The organism is Gordonia phosphorivorans (assembly GCF_042432625.1).
GTDB lineage: Bacteria > Actinomycetota > Actinomycetes > Mycobacteriales > Mycobacteriaceae > Gordonia > Gordonia phosphorivorans.
In genome coordinates this window covers 62,968-80,551 of record NZ_JBHLWV010000001.1, presented here as the reverse complement: position 1 = coordinate 80,551, position 17,584 = coordinate 62,968, and the positions used below count along the sequence as shown (strand labels likewise).

The window sequence follows — 17,584 nt, the reverse complement described above, 5'->3', positions numbered from 1 at the left end:
ATGGAGCATCTTCTTCGTTCGGGTGCGCCCGACGGCGACCCGGCCACCGCGTGGGCCCGCCGCCGCGACGACTACCGCCTGGTCGGCCCGCTGAACCGTCACAAGTTCTCGGTGATCGTCGTGGGCACCGGGCTGGCCGGCGCCGGGACGGCCGCGGCCCTCGGCGAACTCGGCTACCGGGTGCACGCCTTCACCTTCCACGACGCCCCGCGCCGCGCGCACAGCGTCGCCGCGCAGGGCGGCATCAATGCCGCACGCGCCCGCCAGGTGGACAACGACTCGGTCCGGCGCTTTGTGACCGACACCGTCAAGGGCGGCGACTTCCGCGGCCGCGAGGCCGACGCCTTCCGCCTGGCCGAGGAATCGGTCCGGGTGATCGACCACCTCAATGCCCTCGGCGCGCCCTTCGCCCGCGAGTACGGCGGCTCCCTGTCCACCCGCAGCTTCGGCGGGGTCCAGGTCTCGCGCACCTATTACACGCGCGGCCAGACCGGCCAGCAGTTGCAGGTCGCGGCGACCGCGGCCCTACAGCGTCAGGTGGCCGCGGGCAATGTCACGCTGCATACGCGTCAAGAGATGCTCGATCTGATCGTGGCCGACGGTCGCGCCCAGGGGATCGTGGTGCGCGACCTGGTCACCGGACAGATCGGGGCGCAGACGGCGCACGCCGTCGTGCTCGCCACCGGCGGCTACGGCACCGTCTTCTACCAATCCACGCTGGCGCGCAACTCCAACGCCACCGCGGCCTGGCGCGCACACCGGCGCGGGGCGCTGCTCGCGTCGCCGTCGTTCATCCAGTTCCATCCCACCGCGTTGCCGGTGAACGCCCCGTGGCAGACCAAGACCACGCTGATGAGCGAATCGTTGCGCAACGACGGCCGCATCTGGGTACCGCTGCGGGCCGGCGACGACCGTCCAGCGAACTCGATTCCCGAGCACGAGCGCGACTACTACCTCGAACGCAAATACCCGACGTACGGGAATCTGACGCCGCGCGACGTGGCCTCCCGCGCGGCGCGCGAGCAGATCGAAGCCGGCCACGGCGTGGGTCCGCTCCGCAACAGCGTCTACCTGGACTTCGCCGACGCGCGCGGTCGTCTCGGTCGCGCCACGCTCGCCGAGCGCTACGGCAATCTCTTCGACATGTATCGCGACGTCACCGGCGAGGACCCGTACGAGGTGCCCATGCGCATCGCCCCGGCGGCGCACTTCACCATGGGCGGGCTGTGGTCGAACTACGACCTGATGACCTCCGTCCCCGGCCTGTTCGTCGGCGGCGAAGCGGGTTGGGGCTACCACGGCGCCAACCGGCTCGGCGCCAACTCGCTGCTGTCCGCGTGCGTGGACGGCTGGTTCACGCTCCCCTATTCGGTGCCCGACTACCTCGCCGGCCTGCTCGGCGAGCCGGTGCTGGCCGCCGATCACGAGGCGGTGCGGCAGGCCGCGGCCGACGTCCGCGCGCGGATCGAGGCGCTCACCGGCATCGGCGGGAGCACCGGACCGGCTGCGTTCCATCGCGAACTGGGCGAGATCCTCTACCGCGGCTGCGGGGTGGCGCGCAGCGCCGACTCCCTCGCCGCCGCCCTGACCGAGATCGACGACCTGAGTCGCCGCTTCTGGTCGGACCTGCGGGTGACCGGCGGGACCGGCGCCTTCAATCAGCAGCTCGAACACGCCGGGCGGGTGGCCGACTTCCTGGAGCTGGCGCGGCTGATGTGCCTGGACGCCCTCGATCGCGACGAGTCCTGCGGGGCGCACTTCCGGGTGGAACATCAGACCCCCGACGGCGAGGCCCTGCGCAACGACGACGAGTGGTGCTTCGCTTCGGCCTGGGAGACCCGGCCGGACGGGAGCGCCGTGCGCCACCGCGAACCGCTGACGTTCGAGTCGGTCCGCCTGGCCACCCGCAACTACCGATAGGACACCCGTGGAGATCACCATCGAGGCCTGGCGCCAAGAGCATCGGGATGCCCCCGGACGGTTCGAGACCTATGTGGTCGCGGGCGTCACCGAGCAGATGTCGCTGCTGGAGGTCCTCGACCTGCTCAACGAGCAGCTCGTGGCCGCCGGCGACGAGCCGGTCGCCTTCGACTCCGACTGCCGGGAAGGCATCTGCGGGGCCTGCGGGATCACCGTCGACGGCCGACCGCACGGCCCGGTGCCGAACACGCCGTCGTGCCTGCAGCATCTGCGCCAGTTCCCGCAGACCACCCGCCTGCGTCTGGAGCCTTTGCGCGCCAACGCCTTTCCCGTGGTGCGGGACCTGGCGGTGGACCGGTCCGCCCTGGACCGGGTGATCGAGGCCGGCGGGCACGTGGACGTGCGGACGGGGCAGGCCGCCGACGCCGATGCCGAACTCGTCGGCCACGACACCGCCGAGCGCGCTCTCGACTTCGCCGGCTGTATCGGTTGCGGCGCGTGCGTGGCCGCCTGCCCCAACGGTGCGGCGCATCTGTTCGCCGGCGCCAAGCTGCTGCATCTGGCGGAGCTGAGCTACGGAAAGCAGGAACGCGGGCGCCGGGCCCGCGCCATCACCGGCCAGCTCGACCACGATTTCGGGCCGTGCTCCAGCTTCGGCGAATGCGCGCAGGTCTGCCCCGCCGACATCGATCTGGCCGCGGTCGCTGCGGTGAATCGCGAATCGATCCGGGCGGGACTCCGCCGCCGATCTGACTGACCGGTAAGATCGGGCCGCATGGCTGCCGAATCACCCACCTACGCCCTGCGCAAGCGCCTGCCCGCCAACCGCCTCGGGAACGCCCTGTTCTCGCTCGGGATGGTGGCCCGGGTGCCGTACTTCGGCACGGTGCTGCCGATGGTGCAGGAGATGCGCCCCGGCTACTGCCGGGTGTCCTCCCCCAACTGGTTCGGCGTCCACAACCACCTCGGCACGTTCCACGCCATCGCGGCCTGCAATCTCGCCGAGGCCGCGATGGGCATGCTGATGGAGGCGTCCACGCCCACCAGCCACCGCTGGATCCCCAAGGCCATGAACGTGCAGTACCTGGCCAAGGCCACCACCCGCCTGACCGCGCACGCCGAACCGGCCCGGCCGCTCGATTTCGACGCGATCGACGAGGGCACGGATGTGGCGATCAGCGTGCGGATCTGCGATGCGAGCGGGACCGAGGTGGTGCACGCGGACATCACCACCTGGGTCAGCCCCGCCTGACCCGGGCCCTACTCTGCTCTCAGGAACGCCCAGTAGTGTTATCCCCGACCTTTCCCCGAATCTTCTCGGGGCATACACGTGACGAAGGACCAATGCCTTGAGCGCCAACCGTGTGATCGATCCGCGCGCCGCTGAGCGGCGCCGCTCCATTCTCATCACCATCTCCGCCGTCATGGTGTTGGTCGTGATCGCCGCCGTCGTCGTCATCTGGGCGTTCAGCGGCAAGGACGACAACGGCAGCGGCGGCACCGCGATCCCGACCGTCACCACCGGCGACGCCATCCGCATCACCTCCGCTCCGGCCGACACCACTCCCCCGGTGGTCATCACCGTGGTCGAGGACTTCCAGTGCCCGGCCTGCAAGCAGTTCGAATCGATCATGGGCCCGACGCTCAACGGCTTCAAGGACAACCCGAAGGTCGCCGTCGACTACGTCTCGATCAACATGCTCGACCAGATGTCGACCACCGAGTACTCCACCCGCGCGGCCAACGCCTCCATGTGCGTGGCGGAGAAGACCGGTAAGGACGGCGACTTCGACACGTGGATGACCTTCCACAACGCGCTGTTCACCTCGCAGCCCGCCGAGGGCGGTGCCGGCCTGGCCGACACCCAGCTGGTCTCGATCGCCAAGGACGCCGGCGTCACCGACGTGGCCGACTGCATCAAGAACCTCGAGTACTCCAAGTGGATCGACGAGGCCACCGCGACCACCATGGGCCAGCCCGGCTTCGAGGGCACCCCGAGCGTGCGGATCAACGGCGACGTGGTCAAGGTCGGCACCCCCGACGAGCTGCAGGCCAAGGTGAACGCTCTTCTCGAGGGCGATAAGTGACGTCCGCGGCCTCCGCTGACACCGGGGACACCGGGAACGACACGGCCCTCGCCGCAAACGAGGCCGCGTCCACCCATCCGCTGCTGGCTCTGCGACCGATCGGCACCGTCGCCTCGTGGGTGATGCTCATCTGCGGCGTCCTCGGCATGGCCGGCGCGGCCGCCCTATCGATCGAACGCGTCGAGCTGCTGAAGAATCCGAGCTACTCGGCTTCGTGCAACTTCAGCCCGGTGCTCTCCTGCACGTCGGTGATGAACACCGAGCAGGCCGCCTTCCTCGGCTTCCCCAACCCGTTCCTCGGGCTGCCCGCCTTCGCGGTGATTCTGGTGACCGCGCTGCTCTCGCTGGGTCGGATCCAGTTGCCCCGCTGGTACTGGATCGGCCAGACGCTGGTCACCGCGGTCGGCTTCGTCTTCGTCAATTACCTTGCGTTCCAGAGCATCTACCGCATCGGCGCGCTGTGCCCGTACTGCATGGTGGTCTGGACGGTGACCCCGATCATCCTGGTGCTGAGTCTGTCCCGAGCGCTGGGCGACGGGCCCCGCGCCGCACTGGTCCGCGATGCCTCGTGGATCGTGCTGGCGGCCTGGTACCTGATCGTCGTCATCGCCGCCGGTGAGCGGTTCTGGTACTACTGGAAGACCCTGTTCTGACCGATCCCCTCGCCGATCAGGCGAGGTCGGTGGCGATCGCCCAGGCGACAGCCGCGATGGTCGCGTGCGGACCGCTGTGCAGCGGTCCGGGCAGCACCGAACCGTCCACCACCCGCAGCCCGTCGAGGGCGCGCACCGCACCGAGCGGGTCCACGTGTGGGCCGCCGAGCGGGAGCGTTCCCGTCGCATGCTGCGACATGCCCAGCACCGGATCGATCTCCACCGACCCGGGCAGCACCAGGTCGGTGAACTCCGGAGCGGTCAGCATCGCCGCCACCCGTCGCGCGCCGCGGTCCATGCGGGTCGCCGAGCCCGCGGTGGGCTCCCCGAGGTCGAGCCCGTGGCCATCGCACTCGCCCACGCTGGGCTCGCTCATGTCGGTCACCCCGATGGGCACCCCCCGCAGCGGTTGACCTCCGATGAAGGGGGCGAAATCGTCTCCGTAGCACCGGATCTCGAGACCGTCGTCGGTGTGCACCACGGACTGCAGCAGGGCCGGTGCGGTCACCTCGCGGCGCGGCGTGAAACGCACCAGTCGTTCGGCGTGCTCCCGGGGCCGCAGCGCGGCCAGGCCCATCAGCGGCAGGACCCCGCTGCCGGCGAGGAGAGCCGCGGTGCCGAGGGTGCCCGCGGCCACCACCACTTCCCCCGCGGTCACCCGTTCCTGGCCCACCCGGACCCCGCGGGCTCGCGCGCCGTCGTGCAGGATCTCGTCCACCGCCGTGTCCCCGCGCACCGTCAGGCCGGGCACGGGCCCCGCCAGGAAGGCGTCGGCGGCGGTGACCCGATGTCCGTCCCGCCGGTTGCTCCGCACCCGCAGCAGCCCGGTGCCGGACCAGGCATCGCGGCGGGCCGGGCCGAGGATCGGCGACCAGTACCGCTCGAAGGCGGCCGGGACGTCGCCGAGTTCGTCGTCGCCGAAGGGCCGCACCGACATGGCTCCGCCGCCGTCGTCACCGCCGTCGAGGGCGGCGAAGGCCTCCTCGAGACGCGCGGGCGTCCACCACGCCGGCCAGGCCGCGAAGTCCTCGGGGTGCGGACGGAGGAAGTAGCCGCCGTTGATCGCCGCCGATCCGCCCAGTCCCCGCCCGCGCACCACCGGCCGACCGCGACGTTCGGGGATCGGCGCGCTGCGCTCGCGATCCTCGAGCGGCAGCCGGGTCAGGTCGGTGATCGCGGCGCCGGGCAACCCGCCGGGGCCGCGCTCGAGCAGCAGCACCGACCGATCGCCGGCGGCCGCCAACAGGCTCGCCACGATGGCCCCGGCGGTACCGGCGCCGACCACCACGACGTCGGCCGTGCGCGGCAGGTCGGGCGGGGTCATCGTCAGACCCGGAGAACGGGGACGAGCGCGGCCGGGCTGGCCGCGGCCAGCACGCCCTGCCACAGGCCCGCGCCGTAAGCCAGATCGTCGAGCCTGCGCATCACGACGAAGCCCACCGGACCGATCGCGGGCGACCGGGATTGCAGGACCTGATCGCGCAGCCACCACACCGCCCCCTCGGCCACCGCCAGCTGCAGCACCACCCGGCGGAAACGCGGGATCAGCAGAGCCGCGACCAGCGTCAACGGCCAGTAGTGCCGCAGCATCGCCTGGCAGGCCTGCAGCAGGCCCCAGCCGATCCCGCGACCGGTGGCCAGGGCCGCGATCGAGGTGCGGCCGGGAATCCCGGCCATCAGCGTGCGGGTGCGGTACATCGAGTACAGGGCGATCACCGAGGCCAGCAGCACCCCGAACCGGGTGCGGGTGAGCAGGGCCACCACCGCCAGCGCCATCGAGGCCGTCGCCATCACCGGCGCCGCGGACCGCCCGTGCCGGCCCGCCAGTTCCGCCGCACCGGTGCCGTAGTAGCGGCGTCGGTTCAGCAGCTTCGACAGCGACTCGCGGTGATCGTGCCGAACTCGCGCGATCGGGTCGTAGTACACGCGCCATCCGGCGGCGTGGGTGCGCCAGCACAGGTCGACGTCCTCGGCCACGCGCAGCGTCTCGTCGAAACCGAGGAAGGCGCTGGTGCGAACCACCATGGCAGCACTGGGCACGTAGGCCAGCGCCGTCCCGGGTGCGACCGGGGACTCCCGCGGCCCCATGTCGAGGCTGGAGTGCGCATTGGCGTACCGGGCCACCACCGAACCGCCGGCGGACAGCCGTCGGCCCACCACCCGCGGGGCGACGATGGCGACCGTCGGATCGGAGAAGTGCCCGAGCAGCATGGTCAGCCAGTCGCGCGTGGGCACCGTGTCCGAGTCCAGGAAGGCGACGAACTCGGTCTCGGCGGCCGCCAACCCCGCGTTGCGCGCGGCGGCCGGGCCCCGGTTGACGTCGAAGCGGATCAGCGTGACGTCCTCGGGAACGCGCACCGGTTCGGCGGAGCCGTCGTCGACCACGATCACCCGTTGCCCGGCGAGGGCGTGCAGGATGGTGTCGATCCCGGACTGGTTGTCCCGCACCGGAATCACCACGGTCACCGCGCACGAGTCCGGTCCGTTCATCGGCCGCGGCAGACCGATTCCGGAGTCGAGCAGGGTGCGGGCCAGCGCCCGCGTCGCCGCGTCGTGCACCGAGATCCGACCGTCCGCCGAGGTCATGCCGAGCGCCGCATCGGAGAGCTTCAGCACGCGCATCGGCGAACCGCCGACCAGGTAGCGCAGGTCGGAGTTGCGGACGCAGCGGCGGTCGATCTGCACCTGGAAGCCGTCCGGCAGCGCCGTCACGCTCGGCCCGTTCCCGTTCGGGCCCGTCTCCTTCGGCCCGGTCACCGCAGTCGACCCGAGTCGTCGACGGTCCACTCGGCCAGGGCGCGGGTCAGGGAGCGCGCGAGAGCGTCCAGATCGCGGGCCCCCGCGCGGGCGTCGGCGCCGCTCGGGTCACCGAGCACCCCGTTCGGGCTGACCCCGGCCACGCCCACGGCACGCAGGTCGTCGAGCAGCTCGGCGATCGGGGCGGTGTTTCCCGCCTCGGCCCGGTCCAGGCGCACTCGTTCCGGCGAGATCTCAAGCAGCACAGCAGTTTCCGTCCGACCTGCGTGCGCATCCGCGCCGGGAAAGGCGCACGGGAACCAGCCCACGTCGCGGCTCTCCGCACGCAGCTGGGCCACCGCGGCGCTCACCGCAGCACCGTTGCCGCCGTGCGCATTGACGAAGACGAGGCGCCGAGCCCACCGGCACGCGCTCCGACCGAACTCCACGAGCAGCAGCGTCAGGGCTTGTGTCCCGATCGAGATGGTGCCCGGAAAGCCCTCGTGCTCGCCGGAGGCGCCGTACTCCACGGTCGGCGCGAGCAGATATCCCGGCACCGCCAGGGCGGCCACCGCGCGGGTCGCCACCGTCTCGGCGATGCGCGAATCGGTGTCCAGCGGCAGGTGCGGTCCGTGCTGCTCGAGCGAACCGACGGGGACCACCAGCGTCACCGCCGACCCCCCGAGGTCGGGCCACACCGTCGAGGCGAGTCGCGGGACGGCGTTCATTGCGCAGACTCTACCGACGCACACGCCCGAGGTGAACCCCGCCTCCGCGATGTTTCCCGCCGTGACCACCTCGTCGGCACCGCGAGAACCAGAGACCACACGAGTTGCCTCCCTCACAGTTGTGTAATGCTGAAGCGATCGGCCCGGTGACCCTCACCACTGTTGAACTTCGGAGGTACTTCCAGTGACCACGCCCGCCCATCCCGCTTCGGACCGCTCCGGCCCGCTCGCCGCCGTTCGCGTCATCGAGTTCGCCGGCATCGGACCGGGCCCGCACGCCGCGATGCTCCTCGCCGACCTCGGCGCCGACGTGATCCGCGTGCAGCGTCCCGGGGAGATGCCCCAGGAGGGACGCAAGGCCGACGCGCTGCTGCGTGGCCGACGCGTGGTCGAGGCCAATCTGAAGAATCCGGCCGACCGCGAGACCATCCTGAATCTGGTCGCCAAGGCCGACGTCGTGATCGAAGGGTTCCGCCCGGGCGTGATGGAGCGCCTCGGCTTCGGTCCCGAGGACCTGGCCGCGGTGAACCCCGGCCTGATCTACGGACGCATGACCGGCTGGGGCCAGGAGGGCCCGCGCGCCGAGCTCGCCGGCCACGACATGAACTACATCTCGCTCACCGGCATGTTGCACGCCATCGGACGGGCCGACGAAAAGCCCACGCCCCCACTGAATTTCGTCGGCGATTTCGGCGGCGGTTCGATGTTCCTGGTGGTCGGCATCCTGGCCGCGCTGGTCGAGCGCAGCATCTCCGGCAAGGGCGACGTGATTGACGCCGCCATGGTCGACGGCGCCTCCGTCCTCGGTCAGATGATGTGGGCCTTCCGTGGCACCGGCCTCTGGCAGGACCGCCGCGGCGTGAACCTGCTCGACACCGGCGCCCCGTTCTACGAGGTCTACGAGACCTCGGACGGCAAGTGGATGGCGGTCGGCGCCATCGAGCCGCAGTTCTACGCGCAACTGCTGGCCGGTCTCGAACTGGACCCGGAGTCGCTGCCCCACCAGCTCGACACCGCACGCTGGCCCGAGCTCAAGGAGAAGTTCATCGAGGTCTTCGCCACCAAGACCCGCGACGAGTGGGCGTCGGTCTTCGACGGCACCGATGCATGCGTCTCGGCGATCCTCGACTTCACCGAAGCCCCGAACGATCCGCACCTGGCCGCCCGCGGCACGCTGGTCGAGATCGACGGCGTGATGCAGGCACAGGTGGCCCCGCGGTTCGCCCGTTCGTCCACCGTCACCCCGGAGGCGCCGGCCCGCACGGCCACCGATCCGGCCGCCATCTGGAACGACTGATTCCTACCCGCCACCCTCTCCGCGAAACGGCCGATGGGCACCGACTTCGGGCACGCACGACCGCCAATTAGAACGTGTTACAGTTTCCCCAAATTCAGCGGAGAGGGTGTCATGGGACAGTTCGAGGGCCAGGTCGTCTACATCAGCGGTATCGCACGTGGACAGGGCCGTAATCACGCGATTCGTTTCGCACGCGAGGGTGCGTCGATCATCGGCATCGACATGGCGGGGCCGGTCGTCGACCACGCCACGTATCCGCCGGCCACGGCCGACGACCTGACCGAGACCATCGCACTGGTGGAGGCCGAGGGTGGCCAGATCCTGGCGCGCCAGGGCGACGTCCGCGATCTCGCCGCGCAGGTGGACCTGCTCAACGAGGGCGTCGAGCGGTTCGGCCGACTCGACCATGTGGTGGCCAACGCAGGCATCCTCACCTGGGGCCTCACCTGGGAACTCACCGAGGACCAGTTCACCGACGTGGTCGACGTGAACCTCGTCGGCACCTGGAAGACCCTTAAGGCCGCCATCCCGCACCTGCTCAAGAACGGCGACACCGGCGGCTCCATCACCATCATGAGTTCGGTGGCCGGCCTCAAGGCGATGCCCGCGCAGGCGTCGTACTCGGCCTCCAAGTTCGGCCTGCGCGGTCTCGCGCAGACCGCGGCGAAGGAACTGGGCCCCCAGCGGATTCGCGTCAACACCGTGCACCCGTACGCGGTGAACACGCAGATGGGCCTGGCCGACACGTCGGCGCTGAAGGCGTTCGAGGAGTGGGGCATGCACTTCCCGTCGCTGCTGGGTCACTACCCGGTGGCCTCGCTCGACGACCTCACCGACGCCGTCTTCTACCTGGCCACGGCCAAGGCCGTCACCGGCGCCGAGTTCCAGATCGACATGGGCCACTCCAAGGTCTGACCCTCCCGGTCTCGCCTCCGCGACCGGCAACAACTGAGCCCGCCCTCCTCGTCGCGAGGAGGGCGGGCTCAGTGCTGGCGTCCCGGTGTCAGGCGCCGAAGGTCTGCTCGAAGCCTTCCGGGATGATCAGGTCGTCGCGGCTCAAATCGGCGACGTCGGACTTGCCCAGCCCCATCAGCGACGAGTCCAGCCCCATCTGCAGCAGATCCAGGACGTTCTCCACGCCGGTCTGCCCGTTGGCGGCCAGGCCCCACAGGTACGCGCGACCGATCATCACGGCCTTGGCGCCCAGCGCCAGCGCCTTGGTCACGTCGCTGCCGCGGCGGATTCCGCCGTCCAGGAGGACGTCGAGATCCTTGCCCACCGCGTCGGCGATCGGGCCGAGAACCCGGATCGTCGCCGGGGTGCCATCGAGGTTGTTGCCACCGTGGTTGGACACCGAGATGGCGGTGGCGCCGATGTCGACGGCACGCTTGGCGTCGTCGATACGGGTGATGCCCTTGACCATGAACTCGCCGTCCCACTGCTCGCGCAGCCACTGCAGGTCCTCCCAGGTGGGCGGCGGGGTGTTCATCCACTGGCCGTACACGTTGAAGAAGGTGGGGCCGGGCTCGCCCTTGTGGGCGATGTTCGGGGCGCTCAGGTCCGGAATGTGCAGCTTGCCGTCGCGGAACCAGCTCATCGCGAAGCGCGGCTTGGTGATCATCTCCGGGGCCAGCTTGGCGACGGCGTTGAAGTCGACCTTCTCCGGGATCTCCGGGCTGCCCCAGTCGCGGCCGACGTTGAACACCCAGTCGGTGGTGACGATCAGACCCTTGCAGCCGGCCTCGCGGGCGCGGTTGGCGCGCGCCAGGATGTCCTCGCGGCTGCCGAGCCAGTAGATCTGGAAGAACACCTTGTCGTTGACGGCGGTGACTTCCTCGACCGGCTTGGAGGCGAAGCTGGACAGCCCCATCGCGGTGCCGCGGGCCGCCGCCGCACGGGCCACCGCCACCTCGCCGTCCGGGTTCACAGCCTGGACGCCGGTCGGGCTGATCATCACCGGGAACGGCAGGTGCTGCCCCATCACAGTGGTACTCAGGTTCCGCTCCGGGGTGGCGCCGATGACGTGCGGTGCGAAACCGAGCTCGCCGAAGGCGTCGACGTTGTCAGTGACGGTGATGCCCGCCTGGGTGCCGGCCACCAGCGACGAGTAAATGGTCTTCGGCAGGCGCTTCTTGGCGCGCCGCTGGGCTTCGCCCACGGTCTCGAACCAGGGGTTGCGCCGCCACGGATTCTTCTCCGCCAACTCAGCGAATTTGGACATGTCTGAACTCTCGATCAATAGAAATGGTGAAAAGGCTGCCGACCGCTGGAATCAGGAGCAGCAGGAGGACGACGAGCAGCCGGTGGCCGTGGTCGGCATGAACCCGGCCAGCGGATTCTCGTCGCAGTCGCGCGAGGGCGGGCGGGTCATCAGCGTCAGCGGCACACCGCGGGAGTGGTCCTTGTTCGCGGTGGGCTTGGAACGCTCACCGGCCAGCAGCGTCTCCCCGTAGCCCTGCACGCACTCCGGGTCGGGGCCGTCCAGCGGCAAGCCGGTGAAGAACTTGGCCGCCATGCAGCCGCCTCGGCACGCATCGAAATGCGCACACGAGCTGCACGCACCGGCGCTCTGCGGCTCGCGCAGTTCGGTGAACAGATCGCTGCGCTGCCAGATCTCCTGGAAGCCGCCGTCGGTGGTGATATTGCCGGCCAGGAAGTTCTCGTGGATGGCGAACGGGCACGCGTAGACGTCGCCGACCGGGTCGATGAGGCAGACCACGCGTCCGGCGCCGCACAGGTTCAGGCCCGGCAGGCCGCTGCCGCCGCCCTCACTGAAGGCCGCCAGGTGGAAGAACGAGTCACCGGTGAGCACCCGGTCGCCGTGCTCGACCAGCCAGTCATACAGGTCGCGCTGCTGCTCGGGCAGCGGGTGCAGATCGTCCCAGACGTCGGCGCCGCGACCGGACGGACGCAGGCGCGTGATGCGCAGTGTGGCGCCGAAGCGGTCGGCCAACGCCTTGAACTCATCGAGCTGGGTCACGTTCTGCCGGGTCACCACGACGCTGATCTTGGCGTCGGCGAAGCCCGCATCGGACAGGTTCTGCAGCGCGCGCACGGCCATGTCGAAGGAGCCGGGGCCGCGCACGGCGTCGTTCACCTCGGCGGTCGCGCCGTCGAGCGAGATCTGCACGTCCACGTAATCGGTGGCAGCCAGTCGCTGGGCCACCTCGGGGCTGATGCGCAGACCGTTGGTGGAGAACTTGACGCCCACCTGGTGGTCCACGGCGTAGTCCACGAGCTCCCAGAAGTCCGGGCGCACGGTGGGCTCACCGCCGCCGATGTTCACGTAGAACACCTGCATGCGCTGCAGCTCGTCGATGATCGCCTTGCACTGCTCGGTGCTCAGCTCGCGCGGATCGCGCTTGCCCGAACTGGACAGGCAGTGCACGCACGCGAGGTTGCAGGCGTAGGTCAGCTCCCAGGTGAGACAGATCGGGGCGTCCAGCCCGCGTTCGAACTGGTCCACCAGACGCCCCACCTTCGGGGGCGCCGCGACAGAAGTCGGCAGATCCAGGCGCGGGGTGGTCGACGGCAGATCGTCGATCCGGGGTTCAAGGGTGGTCATGGGTCACTCCTGGTCGCGGGCGGTGATCATGCCCGAGTCGGCGAGCGCGGTCAGCGCCTGCACATACATGGGGCGGTCGGCGTCGGCGATACCGGCGGCGATCAGCGCCGCCTCCGCGCTGGGCTGATCGGCCAGCGACTGCACCAGGTCGACGACGACGAGGTTCTTGAGGAAGGACAGCTTGCGCGTCCCGAAGTGATACAGCAGGGCACCGAACGGTTCGGGCCGCAGGGCCACCGACGGATTGAGCCGCCAGGGCAGTGCGAGAGAGAAGGACGTGCTTCCGGTGACCGCGAGGTCACCGGAAGCACTTGTCGACGCGGTGGTCATCAGTAGACGCCGCACATCCCGTCGATGGAGACTTCCTCCACCAGCGATTCAGTGACGAGTTCCTGAGTGTCGTCGGTCATATCGAACCAACCTCCTTCGAGTTTCTTTGTGGTTCACGACACACTATAATGGCACCGGGTGCAAAATCAAGACCCGCGGCCCATCCGACCGCGACGGGCACCGCGGGAGCAGAAAGTGAGAGCGATGACGCGCGCCGGGCGACCACAATCGACCACACGTGCCGAGTTGAGCACCCTCGCTATCGACCTGTTCACCGAGCAGGGCTTCGACGAAACCAACGTCGACGACATCGCGGCCGCGGCCGGCATCGCCCGGCGCACCCTGTTCCGCTACTTCCCCTCCAAGAACTCCATCCCGTGGGGCGACTTCGACGGACACCTGGCCAAGATGCGCGACCAGCTGCGCGCACACCCCGACCAGCCCCTTGGCGAAGGCCTGCGCCTGGCCCTGATCGCATTCAACGAGGTCCCGGAGGTGGAACACGAGCACCACCGGCGCCGCATGCGCCTACTACTGGAGGTGCCCGCCCTGCAGGCCCACTCGATGCTGATGTACGGCGAGTGGCGGCAGATCGTCGCCGAGCACGTGGCCGAACAACTGGACCTGCCCGCCGGCGCGCACTTGCCGCAGACCATCGCGTGGCAGCTGCTGGGGGCCAGCCTGGCCGCCTACGAGCAGTGGCTGTCCGACCCGAACACCGACCTGTTGGCCCTGCTGAACGAGGGCTGCACCGTGGTGACCCACGGCCTGCCGGCGACCGGGCCCGACGCCACAGACGCCGTGTGACGAGCGCGAACTAGACTCGCGCCGAAGCCCTGATATTCTGCAGTAGAACCTGTTCTAGTTTTCCCGGCGATGCCGTCGGGCCGATTCCACAGAGAGTCCCACGATGACGGATCTGACGCCGCACTCCGCCCGCAGTGCGATTCTGACGGTCGCCGAGGTGATCGACGAGACGCCCGACGCCCGCAGCATCGTCTTCCAGGTGCCCGAGGCCCACGCGGACAAATTCACCGACTACGAGGCCGGTCAGTTCCTGACGCTGCGCATCCCGAGCGATCAGACGGGCTCGGTGGCGCGCTGCTACTCGCTGTCCTCGGCGCCGGGTTCGCACGAGCTGCCCAAGGTCACCGTCAAGCGCACCGCCGACGGTTACGGCTCCAACTGGATCTGCGACAACCTCGCCGCCGGCGTGCAGATCGAGTCGCTGCCGCCGTCGGGCGTGTTCACCCCGGCCAACATCCACACCCCGCTGCTGCTGATCGCGGCAGGATCCGGCGTGACCCCGGTGATGTCGATTCTCAAGACCGCGCTGGCCAAGGGCACCGGACCCATCACGTTCTTCTACGCCAATCGCGGCGAGAATGACGTGATCTTCGCGGCCGAGCTCCGCGAACTGACCGCCGCCCACCCGGGCCGGCTCACCGTGATGCACTGGCTCGAGTCGCTGCAGGGCCTCCCTTCGGCCAAGATGCTGGCCACCGTCTTCAAGCCGATGGCCCCGACGCACAGCGCCTACATCTGCGGCCCAGGCCCGTTCATGGACGCGGTGCACGACGGTTTGGCCAAGGCCAAGTTCGATCACCACAACGTGCACACCGAGGTCTACAACTCGCTCTCCGGCGACCCCTTCGTCGACATCGAGCTCGAGGAGATCAGCGACGAGGAGGCCGCGGCCGCCGCCGAGGTCGAGGTGGAACTGGACGGCGAGACGCACGTGCTCAAGTGGCCGCGCTCGCGCACCCTGGTGGACGTGATGTTGGCCGCCGGTCTCGACGCGCCCTACTCGTGCCAAGAGGGCGAGTGCGGTTCGTGCGCGTGCACGCTGACCGAGGGCACCGTCGAGATGGAGAATTCGGGCGCGCTCGACCCCGATGACATCGCCGACGGCTACATCCTGGGCTGCCAGGCCCGCCCCACCAGCGACCAGCTCTCCGTCGAGTTCTGATCCATGACCGATTCGGTAGTCATCGTCGGCGGTGGCCTCGGCGCTTCCCGGCTCGCGGAGAACCTGCGCGGCAACGAGTTCGCCGCACCCATCACCATCATCTCCGCCGAGGCGCACCCGCCCTACGACCGCCCGCCCCTGTCCAAGAGCACGCTGACCGACGCCGCCGACCGGGTCGATCTCAAGCCGTCGGAGTTCTACACCGACGCCGGGATCGAGCTGCGGCTGTCGTCTCGCGTTGTGGCGGTGGACACCGCCGCCCGGCACGTCACGGTGGAGACCGGCGGACAGCGCTCGGAGGTTCCGTACGGCACCCTGGTGCTCGCCACCGGCCTGAGTCCGCGGCGTTTCCCGGGCGAGGGCGCCGACCTGTCCGGCGTGCACGTGATCCGCACCTTCGACGACGCCGTGGCGCTGCGTGAGGACGTCGACGGCGTCCGCACCGCCGTCGTGATCGGCGCGGGCTTCATCGGCTGCGAGGCGGCCGCGAGCCTGACCAAGCTGGGACTCACGGTGACGGTGGTCGAACCGGCGCAGACGCCGCTGGCCGGCGCACTCGGCCCGGTGATCGGCGGGTTCGTCGCACGCCTGCACACCGAGGCCGGGGTGAACCTGCGCACCGGGGTCGGTGTCACGCGCCTGTGCGGCACCGACGGCCGGGTGTCGGCGGTGGAACTCGACGACGGCACCGTGCTCGACGCCGACCTCGTGGTGGTCGGCATCGGCGGCTACCCCGACCTGACCTACCTGGAGGGGTCCGGCATCGAGCTCGCCGACCGGTCCACCGGCGGCGGTATCGCCTGCGATCACCTGGGGCATACCAGCGCGCCGGGCGTCTTCGCCATCGGCGACGCCGCGAACTGGGCGGACGCGCACGGCCGCCGGCACCGGGTGGAGCACTGGAACCACACGGTCGAGCAGGCCGTCACCGTGGCCGCCGAGATCGAAGAGCACGCGCTGCCCGCGCCGACCGTGCCATACTTCTGGAGCGACCAGTACGACCTCAAGGTCCAGTTGCTCGGCGCCCCGCGCCCGGACGACCAGGTGCACGTGGTCGACGACGACGGCCGCAAGTTCCTGGCCTACTACAGCCGCGACGGCCTGCTCACCGGTGTGGTGGGCGCGGGTCGCGTCGGCAAGCTGATGAAGACCCGGCCGCATCTGCTCACCGAGACCCCGATCGCCGAGCTGCTCGACGCGCAGTGAGCGGGCCCGGCGCGCCGTGCAGTGCCGCGTCGTCGGCCGCCGAGATCGCGGCCGCGGTGGCCGCGCTCGGCGACCCGGCGCGGGCCGACGGGCAGCGTCGGTTCTTCAAGACCGGCCCCGGACAGTACGGCGAGGGCGACGAGTTCGTCGGGGTGCGCGTGCCGACCCTGCGCGCGCTCGCGCGCTCGCTGCGCGGCCTGCCACCGGACGTGGTGGACACGCTGCTGGACAGTCCCGTGCACGAGGTGCGCCAGCTCGCACTGTTCGTGGCCACCGCGAACTTCGCGAAGGCCGACGCGGAGGCGCGCGCCGACTGGGTGCAGCGCTACCGCGCCGCCGTCGCGCGTGGTCGGGTCAACAACTGGGATCTGGTCGACCTGTCCGCCGACCCGATCCTCGGCGGGTGGCTCCTGGAGCGGGGTGACCACCGCGAACTGTTGACCTGGGCTGGCTCGGCAGACCTGTGGGAGCGCCGCGTCGGCCTCCTCGGCACCTTCGCCTTCCTCAAGGCCGGGCAGCCGCGGGCGATTCTGGACGTGGCCCCGCTGGTGATCGACGACCGTCGGGATCTGATTCAGAAGGCCTTCGGGTGGATGCTGCGCGAGCTCGGCAAGCGCGTCGATCGGCAGCTGCTCCTGGACTACCTGGATGCCCACGCCCACGCGATGGGCCGGACCGCGCTGAGCTACGCGACCGAGCACCTCTCCGCCGATCAGCGGACGCTATACCGAGCGCTTTGCGCGCCCAAGTGAGACAGTGGGGTATGTCCCACATCGACTTTCACATGGATGGTTCTCTGGCCCGCGCGGCACGTCACCTGTCCCGGGTGTCGGCGCGGACCGTCGCCCGCCACGCGGGGATCGAGACCGACGAGCTCCGCAGCTACGAGAAGGGCGGCGACGCGCTCACCGAGGAGCAGATCCAGGCCGTGGCCGACGCCCTGATCCACTACGGCGTCCTGTTCATCGCCGAGGACGAGGTGGGCGGCGTGGGCGTGCGCCGCAAGTTCACGCAGACCGGGGTGCGGCGCCTGGACACCTGGGAGGGCGAGGGCGGACCCGTCGGCGTCGACGACGCCTGACCCGACCCGACG

Annotated in this window: 19 protein-coding genes; 12 read left to right on the top strand and 7 right to left on the bottom strand. The window is 70.0% G+C overall.

Annotation, left to right across the window (positions count from 1 at the left end):
• The 5 genes from ACFFJD_RS00400 (at position 1) to ACFFJD_RS00380 (ending at position 4,660) form a co-directional block, all read left to right on the top strand.
• Positions 1–1,920 (top strand): fumarate reductase/succinate dehydrogenase flavoprotein subunit, encoded by a 1,920-nt coding sequence (locus tag ACFFJD_RS00400; RefSeq protein ID WP_382359231.1) that lies wholly within the window; start codon positions 1–3, stop codon positions 1,918–1,920.
• Between the two features lie 7 nt (positions 1,921–1,927).
• Positions 1,928–2,677, top strand: coding sequence for a succinate dehydrogenase/fumarate reductase iron-sulfur subunit (locus tag ACFFJD_RS00395; RefSeq protein ID WP_382359228.1), 750 nt, complete (start codon positions 1,928–1,930; stop codon positions 2,675–2,677).
• Between the two features lie 18 nt (positions 2,678–2,695).
• Complete coding sequence (locus ACFFJD_RS00390) at positions 2,696–3,172, top strand: hotdog fold domain-containing protein (RefSeq protein WP_382359225.1); 477 nt, start codon at positions 2,696–2,698, stop codon at positions 3,170–3,172.
• Positions 3,173–3,269: 97 nt separating this feature from the next.
• Positions 3,270–4,007 (top strand): DsbA family protein, encoded by a 738-nt coding sequence (locus ACFFJD_RS00385; protein WP_382359222.1) that lies wholly within the window; start codon positions 3,270–3,272, stop codon positions 4,005–4,007.
• The gene (locus ACFFJD_RS00380; protein WP_382359219.1) at positions 4,004–4,660 is read left to right on the top strand and encodes a vitamin K epoxide reductase family protein; all 657 of its coding nucleotides are present in this window, start codon (positions 4,004–4,006) and stop codon (positions 4,658–4,660) included. The genes ACFFJD_RS00385 and ACFFJD_RS00380 overlap by 4 nt, the downstream gene beginning before the upstream one ends.
• 16 nt (positions 4,661–4,676) lie before the next feature.
• Here the strand turns inward: ACFFJD_RS00380 and mftG are convergent, their stop codons facing one another.
• Genes mftG through mftE form a run of 3 tightly spaced genes read right to left on the bottom strand, consistent with a single transcriptional unit; the run spans position 4,677 to position 8,124 of the window.
• The gene (gene mftG / locus ACFFJD_RS00375; RefSeq protein ID WP_382359216.1) at positions 4,677–5,984 is read right to left on the bottom strand and encodes a mycofactocin system GMC family oxidoreductase MftG; all 1,308 of its coding nucleotides are present in this window, start codon (positions 5,982–5,984) and stop codon (positions 4,677–4,679) included.
• A gap of 2 nt (positions 5,985–5,986) precedes the next feature.
• Positions 5,987–7,372 carry a mycofactocin biosynthesis glycosyltransferase MftF gene (gene mftF, locus ACFFJD_RS00370; RefSeq protein WP_382359213.1) on the bottom strand — a complete coding sequence of 462 codons (1,386 nt, stop codon included), beginning with the start codon at positions 7,370–7,372 and terminating at the stop codon, positions 5,987–5,989.
• Positions 7,373–7,413: 41 nt separating this feature from the next.
• On the bottom strand, positions 7,414–8,124 hold the full coding sequence (gene mftE / locus ACFFJD_RS00365; RefSeq protein WP_382359210.1) for a mycofactocin biosynthesis peptidyl-dipeptidase MftE: 711 nt from the start codon (positions 8,122–8,124) through the stop codon (positions 7,414–7,416).
• 184 nt (positions 8,125–8,308) lie between these two features.
• Here mftE and ACFFJD_RS00360 point away from each other — a divergent pair, with 184 nt between their 5' ends.
• Positions 8,309–9,421 carry a CaiB/BaiF CoA transferase family protein gene (locus ACFFJD_RS00360; protein ID WP_382359207.1) on the top strand — a complete coding sequence of 371 codons (1,113 nt, stop codon included), beginning with the start codon at positions 8,309–8,311 and terminating at the stop codon, positions 9,419–9,421.
• Positions 9,422–9,532: 111 nt separating this feature from the next.
• The gene (locus tag ACFFJD_RS00355) at positions 9,533–10,336 is read left to right on the top strand and encodes a mycofactocin-coupled SDR family oxidoreductase (RefSeq protein ID WP_382359204.1); all 804 of its coding nucleotides are present in this window, start codon (positions 9,533–9,535) and stop codon (positions 10,334–10,336) included.
• Positions 10,337–10,424: 88 nt separating this feature from the next.
• Here ACFFJD_RS00355 and mftD read toward each other — a convergent pair whose 3' ends face one another.
• Genes mftD through mftA form a run of 4 tightly spaced genes read right to left on the bottom strand, consistent with a single transcriptional unit; the run spans position 10,425 to position 13,396 of the window.
• A complete protein-coding gene (gene mftD, locus ACFFJD_RS00350; RefSeq protein WP_382359201.1) occupies positions 10,425–11,642 on the bottom strand; it encodes a pre-mycofactocin synthase MftD in 1,218 nt (405 codons plus the stop codon).
• A 51-nt stretch (positions 11,643–11,693) separates the two neighbouring features.
• Positions 11,694–12,986, bottom strand: coding sequence for a mycofactocin radical SAM maturase (gene mftC / locus ACFFJD_RS00345; RefSeq protein WP_382359198.1), 1,293 nt, complete (start codon positions 12,984–12,986; stop codon positions 11,694–11,696).
• 3 nt (positions 12,987–12,989) lie between these two features.
• The gene (gene mftB, locus ACFFJD_RS00340) at positions 12,990–13,316 is read right to left on the bottom strand and encodes a mycofactocin biosynthesis chaperone MftB (RefSeq protein ID WP_382359195.1); all 327 of its coding nucleotides are present in this window, start codon (positions 13,314–13,316) and stop codon (positions 12,990–12,992) included.
• Positions 13,316–13,396 (bottom strand): mycofactocin precursor MftA, encoded by an 81-nt coding sequence (gene mftA, locus ACFFJD_RS00335; protein WP_382359292.1) that lies wholly within the window; start codon positions 13,394–13,396, stop codon positions 13,316–13,318. Before mftA ends, mftB begins: the two co-directional genes overlap by 1 nt.
• A 124-nt stretch (positions 13,397–13,520) precedes the next feature.
• Between mftA and mftR the strand changes: the two genes are divergently transcribed.
• From mftR to ACFFJD_RS00310, 5 genes are all read left to right on the top strand, one after another.
• Entirely contained in the window at positions 13,521–14,123 is a 603-nt protein-coding gene (mftR, locus tag ACFFJD_RS00330) for a mycofactocin system transcriptional regulator MftR (RefSeq protein WP_382359192.1), read from the top strand.
• A 103-nt stretch (positions 14,124–14,226) separates the two neighbouring features.
• Positions 14,227–15,285 carry a 2Fe-2S iron-sulfur cluster-binding protein gene (locus ACFFJD_RS00325; RefSeq protein WP_382359189.1) on the top strand — a complete coding sequence of 353 codons (1,059 nt, stop codon included), beginning with the start codon at positions 14,227–14,229 and terminating at the stop codon, positions 15,283–15,285.
• 3 nt (positions 15,286–15,288) lie between these two features.
• Positions 15,289–16,491 carry an NAD(P)/FAD-dependent oxidoreductase gene (locus ACFFJD_RS00320; protein ID WP_382359186.1) on the top strand — a complete coding sequence of 401 codons (1,203 nt, stop codon included), beginning with the start codon at positions 15,289–15,291 and terminating at the stop codon, positions 16,489–16,491.
• On the top strand, positions 16,488–17,243 hold the full coding sequence (locus ACFFJD_RS00315; RefSeq protein WP_382359183.1) for a DNA alkylation repair protein: 756 nt from the start codon (positions 16,488–16,490) through the stop codon (positions 17,241–17,243). The genes ACFFJD_RS00320 and ACFFJD_RS00315 overlap by 4 nt, the downstream gene beginning before the upstream one ends.
• A 32-nt stretch (positions 17,244–17,275) precedes the next feature.
• On the top strand, positions 17,276–17,572 hold the full coding sequence (locus ACFFJD_RS00310; RefSeq protein ID WP_382359180.1) for an XRE family transcriptional regulator: 297 nt from the start codon (positions 17,276–17,278) through the stop codon (positions 17,570–17,572).
• Positions 17,573–17,584 lie beyond the last annotated feature (12 nt).